Raw genomic sequence first — 5031 nt, forward strand, 5'->3', positions numbered from 1 at the left:
GGTGATGGGCGCCGTGATCGGCGCGACGACTTGTGTGCCGGATCCGATCCCGTCGTCTCCTGAGGTGTTGTCGGCCGCGTTCGCGGCCGTCGCGCCGAGCAGGGTGATCCCGCCGGCGATGAGCGTGCCCCAGAGGGCATGCTTCACGAAAGTGCGCATGGTGCTTCTCCTGACTTCGAATCGATGGGGGAACGCGCGGGATCGCGCGTCTTCTGCTGCCGCGGAGGGCAGCCCGGATCGACTCAGTCGGGGGAGACGTCGGTGGGGAACACCGGAGAAGAGGGCAGGGCGTCGTCGGCGGCGCCGCCCGAAAGCATGGAGAGTCGAGGCGCCGCGGTCGTGGCGGCCGAGAACGCGGCGAACCACGGGGCAGAGCCTCCGCCGGATCCGGCGGCGGACGACGAGGTTCCCGTTCCCACGGGCGTCGCCCACGGATCCGGCGCGTTCGGAGATGTCGGCGCGGCCGGGGGCGATGACGCGGAGTGCGGAGGGCCGGAAGCGCGCAGCGCGTCGCCGACAGCACCGGCGGATCCGCCGCCCGCCCGCACCGGCGGCCCGACCGCAGTGCCCTCGAGCACGATCGCGGGCGGCGACGCGGCCGAGGTGCCCGTGAGCGGATCCGTTCCCGATACGACGGGGGCAGACGTGCCGCCCGTCTCCGTCGGCGGAACGCCGGGCGGAACCGTCGGGAGCGGGCCGCCCAGCACGGGAGCGAGGGATCCTGTGACGCGGTCCACGGCTCCGCCGACCCGGTCGACCAGGTCGGGGACACCGAGCGCGGTGGTCGCGTCGCCCACGACGGGCACGGACGTGAGGGCCGCGACGACCGGGGTGGTGAGCGACGAGACGGGGGACGATGCGAGGACGGACGCGGCGGGGGCGAGAGCATCCGGAACGGCGTTCGAGACCGTGCTGCCGAGATCCGTCACGGCGTTCGCGACCTGATCCGGGACGGCCGGAGCCGAGGCGACGGCATCGACGAGGGAGGATCCCGCATCCTGCACGACCCCCGATGCGGCACCCGGGTCGGCGGACGCTGCCGGGGAGGGCGCCGTGACGGCGCTCTGCACGGGGGCGACGACGGCATCCACCGTGGCCGCGACGGCGCTCACGGTGCCGCTGACCGTGGACGACACCGCGGAGGAGGCGGTGCCCAGCAGACCGCCGGTGCCGTCGAGCAGCCCGCCGGAGTCGTCCGCGTGGGCCGGGGCGGACCCGAGGAGCACGGACAGTGCGGCCCAGCCCAGGGCGAGGCAGGCGCCGGAGAGCAGACCGACACGGAGCCGGTGACCGGCTGAAGCGGTCACGTCCACGGTCACCTCCTCCAGAGCCCCAGAAACGTTGCGAGGACGATGTTGCTGGCGCTGACTGTACGCCCGACGACGGCGCACGTCCAGGGGGTTGGCGAACCTCTCTCGCGGCCTCCGGAGGGCGCACGCTACTGTCGAGGCCTGGGGGGACCATGAGCACCGAGATCGGCGGGGTGATCCCGTATCCGCTGCCGCGCAACTGGCAGGACAGTCAGCACCACGTTCGCGCAGCGGCGGATCGAGGAGTGGTGCGCGACGGCGCAGGAACCCGGTGACTGGCGCGCGTGACGGCGACGCCGACGGGCCTCTGCGCAGGAGCCGTGCGCATGAGCGCCGCCCTCCCATCCGCGCGCTCGGATGAGCGACGCCACACCCGCCGAATGTCCGACTTGACAAACGGGTCGGCGCATGGGTGTTGTCCCCAAGTTGTACACATCCGACGATCCGCGGCACGAACCTTAAACACACGCTTTAAGCAGGATTCCATCCACAGGGTGGGGAGGGGAAAAAGGGCTGGTCCCAGCAAAATAATCTGTTGCATCCGTCAACCTTCCCCACAGTTATCCCCAGGCGTTCTGCACAGACACTCCAGAGTTTCCCGCAGACTCTCCACAGAGTTATCCACAGGCACTCTTGCATGGGGAGAACGGTGCTTCTAGCGTGGTCGAGCATCCCGATGTCGGACCTTGGTGATGTGCTTTGTGCGGCGGGGGATCATCCCGCCCGGAGTGCGGATCCGACGGGGATGCGCTCGGCAGTCGGTGGAGGAGAAGGGGGCGCGCGTGTCGATCGCGGACATCGCGGAGGAGCGGCTCGGTTCGGGGCGCGGTCCCGAGCGGACCCCGCCGCACGACCTCATGGCCGAGCAGAGCACCCTCGGCGGCATGCTGCTGTCGAAGGACGCCGTCGCCGACGTGATCGAGTCGCTGCGCGGATCCGACTTCTACATCCCCAAGCACGAGCTGATCTTCGACGCGGTGCTGTCGCTGTACTCGCACGGCGAGCCCACCGACGTCATCGCCGTCACGGACGAGCTCATCAAGACCGGCAACCTGTCGCGCGCGGGCGGGGCGGATTACCTGCACTCGCTGACGTCGATCGTGCCGACCGCCGCGAACGCCGGCTTCTACGCCGGCATCGTGTCGGAGCGTGCGATCCTGCGCAAGCTCGTCGACGCCGGCACCCGCATCGTGCAGATGGGCTACGACGGTCAGGGCGACGCCACCGACCTCGTCAACAGCGCCCAGGCCGAGATCTACTCGGTTACGGGCACCGAGACCGCCGAGGACTACGTGCCGCTCACCGTCGCGGTCGATGCCGCCGTCGAGGAGATGGAGGCCGCGAGCGGTCGCGACGGATCCATGACGGGCGTGCCGACCGGGTTCCGCGAGCTCGACGAGCTGACGAACGGCCTGCACGGCGGGCAGATGATCGTCGTCGCGGCCCGGCCCGCGATGGGTAAGTCGACGCTCGCGCTCGACTTCGCTAGGGCGGCCTCGATCGGGCACAACCAGCCGTCCATCTTCTTCTCGCTCGAGATGGGCAAGGCGGAGATCGCCATGCGCCTGCTCAGCGCCGAGGGCGCCGTGCCGCTGCAGAACCTCCGCAAGGGCACGCTCGACCAGCGCGACTGGACGACCGTCGCCTCGACCCGCGGGCGCATCAACGACGCCCCGCTCTACATCGACGACAGCCCGAACATGACGCTCGTCGAGATCCGCGCGAAGTGCCGCCGGCTCAAGCAGCGCGTCGGTCTGAGGATGGTCGTCATCGACTATCTGCAGCTGATGACGAGCGGCAAGAAGGTCGAGTCCCGTCAGCAGGAGGTCTCTGAGTTCTCCCGCGCGCTGAAGCTCCTCGCGAAGGAGCTGCAGGTGCCCGTGATCGCGCTCTCGCAGCTGAACCGTGGTTCCGAGCAGCGGCAGGACAAGAAGCCTGCGATCAGCGACCTCCGCGAGTCGGGCTCGATCGAGCAGGACGCCGACATGGTGATCCTGCTGCACCGCGACTCCGTCTACGACAAGGACGTGCGCCCCGGTGAGGCCGACCTCATCGTCGCCAAGCACCGCAACGGCCCCACCGCGACGATCCAGGTCGCCTTCCAGGGCCACTTCTCCCGCTTCGCCGACATGGCCAGCGACTTCCAGGGCGGCGGCGACTTCCACTGACCTGTGGAGACTCCGTCGGAGAACGATGGAGGCGAGGTCGAATGGTCGCGCACCTGGGGGTCAGCCTCCGACGAATCCTTCGGCCGAGTGCGGAAGTCCTTCGGCTTCGCACGCATCGGCCAGCGCCCGCGAGGCGTTGCCCCAGGCGATGCTCGTGGGATCCTGCGTCGACGAGTCCGTCACCATCGGAGGCTGGATTCCCTTCAGCGTCGCCAGCGCCTTGGTGACCGGTCCCTCACCGGCGGACGGTGCGCGTCCTATGACGCGGAAGGCCAGGTTGTACCAGCCGGTCCGCTCCTGATCGCCGATCGCTTCGTGGTGGAACGAATAGTCGGCGTTGTGCATGATCGTCAGCATGTCGGAGTAGGTCTCGCAGGTCACCTTGTCGATCGCGGCTGCGGAGGCTGTCGGTTCGGCAGAGGGGGACGTGGCCGCGATGGGCGGTTGCGCAGACGACGTAGGGTCCGTGTTGACGCTCTCCGCTGTGCACCCCGAGATTCCCGCGATCACGAGAGCCGCTCCCGCAGCGACCAGAACGCGTCGTGAAAGGATCCTGGTTCGCTCCGTCGTCATGCGCTCATCGTAAACGCAGGCGCGTTGCCGGGTTCGAGCGAGGGGAGCGCATCCACGCCGACTCCGACGTGCCGGCCGGAACCGCACGACGTCGGCCGCCCGCCGAAAGCGGCGGTGCCGGGATTGATGCCGTCCGCTCAGCCGCCGTGCGGCCGGGGCATGTACCACTCGGTGAACTCTTCGGCACGCCCGTCCTGGTCGAGCTGGACGATCCAGAGGTTCAGGTAGTCGCGCTCCGCGGGGTATTCGGTGCGGCCCTGCACGAGGAACCAGCCCGCATCCTCGCGGAGGATCCGCCACTCGAACGTCCACGACCCCGGCTCGTCGAGGTCCTCCAACCACCCTGCGATGATCGCGTCGCGCTCGACGCGGGGTTCGGAATCGGGATTGGTGAAGTATCTCGCGTCCGCACTGAAGAGCGCTCCGATCTGCTCCGGATCGTTGGAGCGCCATGCCTCCACGTAGTCGGCCGTCCACTTCTCGCCCGCAGTCGTCATGAATCCTGCCTACCGCCGGAGCGCAGGGCGGTCAAGGCGGATCCATCAGAGAGGGCGAGGCCCGCCGAGGTCCCCAGAACGAGCCGGCCTCGTCGAGATCGCGGGCACCGGCGTCAACGTCGCCTTGATCGGGGTGCCGGCGAGCGGCTCAAACCTCGAGGGCCGCCTCGTTGGCGCGCTCGAGGTAGGAGCGGACGGCGGTCCGGCTCCGCGTCAGGCAGGAGATCTTCTCCTCCAGGGCGCTCAACTCGTTGCGCAGGAGCGTCGCGAACTCGGCATCGCACGCCGTGGTCCATTCGCCCGAGCGGTCTTCGGCGCTCAACACCACGCGGATGAGCCGGGTCGGCAACCCCGATCGGATGAGACTCGCGACGTTCTCCGCCCGTTCGACGTCGCTCTCGCGGAAGGAGCGGTAGCCGTTCGCGCCTCGTTCCGAGGTGAGAAGTCCCTGGGACTCGTAGTAGCGGAGCATGCGCGTCGAGG

At 69.2% G+C, this 5031-nt stretch carries 6 protein-coding genes; 2 read left to right on the forward strand and 4 right to left on the reverse strand.

From position 1 onward, the window contains the following. Positions 1 to 242 precede the first annotated feature (242 nt). A complete protein-coding gene (locus tag B7X32_RS18300; RefSeq protein WP_292722935.1) occupies positions 243 to 1307 on the reverse strand; it encodes a hypothetical protein in 1065 nt (354 codons plus the stop codon). Positions 1308 to 1462: 155 nt separating this feature from the next. On the opposite strand from B7X32_RS18300, the gene B7X32_RS18305 reads away from it, so the two are divergent. Beyond that, a complete protein-coding gene (locus B7X32_RS18305) occupies positions 1463 to 1585 on the forward strand; it encodes a hypothetical protein (RefSeq protein ID WP_292722938.1) in 123 nt (40 codons plus the stop codon). A 507-nt stretch (positions 1586 to 2092) separates the two neighbouring features. Then, positions 2093 to 3478 (forward strand): replicative DNA helicase, encoded by a 1386-nt coding sequence (dnaB, locus tag B7X32_RS18310; protein ID WP_292722940.1) that lies wholly within the window; start codon positions 2093 to 2095, stop codon positions 3476 to 3478. A gap of 60 nt (positions 3479 to 3538) precedes the next feature. On the opposite strand, the gene B7X32_RS18315 is transcribed toward dnaB, so the two are convergent. The 3 genes from B7X32_RS18315 to B7X32_RS18325 form a co-directional block, all read right to left on the reverse strand. After that, on the reverse strand, positions 3539 to 3859 hold the full coding sequence (locus B7X32_RS18315) for a hypothetical protein (protein WP_292722944.1): 321 nt from the start codon (positions 3857 to 3859) through the stop codon (positions 3539 to 3541). A 329-nt stretch (positions 3860 to 4188) separates the two neighbouring features. After that, positions 4189 to 4548: a nuclear transport factor 2 family protein gene (locus B7X32_RS18320; protein ID WP_292722946.1), complete on the reverse strand. Its 360-nt coding sequence runs from the start codon at positions 4546 to 4548 to the stop codon at positions 4189 to 4191. Positions 4549 to 4696: 148 nt separating this feature from the next. Further along, positions 4697 to 5031 (reverse strand): MerR family transcriptional regulator (locus B7X32_RS18325; protein WP_292722949.1); only part of this gene is annotated, 335 nt, incomplete at its 5' end.

This window comes from Microbacterium sp. 13-71-7 (genome assembly GCF_002257455.1).
GTDB lineage: Bacteria > Actinomycetota > Actinomycetes > Actinomycetales > Microbacteriaceae > Microbacterium.

What these genes read in the sequence shown, in the direction of transcription:
- B7X32_RS18305 (WP_292722938.1), top strand. Translation starts at nt 1,463, where the DNA reads ATGAGCACCGAGATCGGCGGGGTGATCCCGTATCCGCTGCCGCGCAAC.
- B7X32_RS18320 (WP_292722946.1), bottom strand. Translation starts at nt 4,548, where the DNA reads ATGACGACTGCGGGCGAGAAGTGGACGGCCGACTACGTGGAGGCATGG.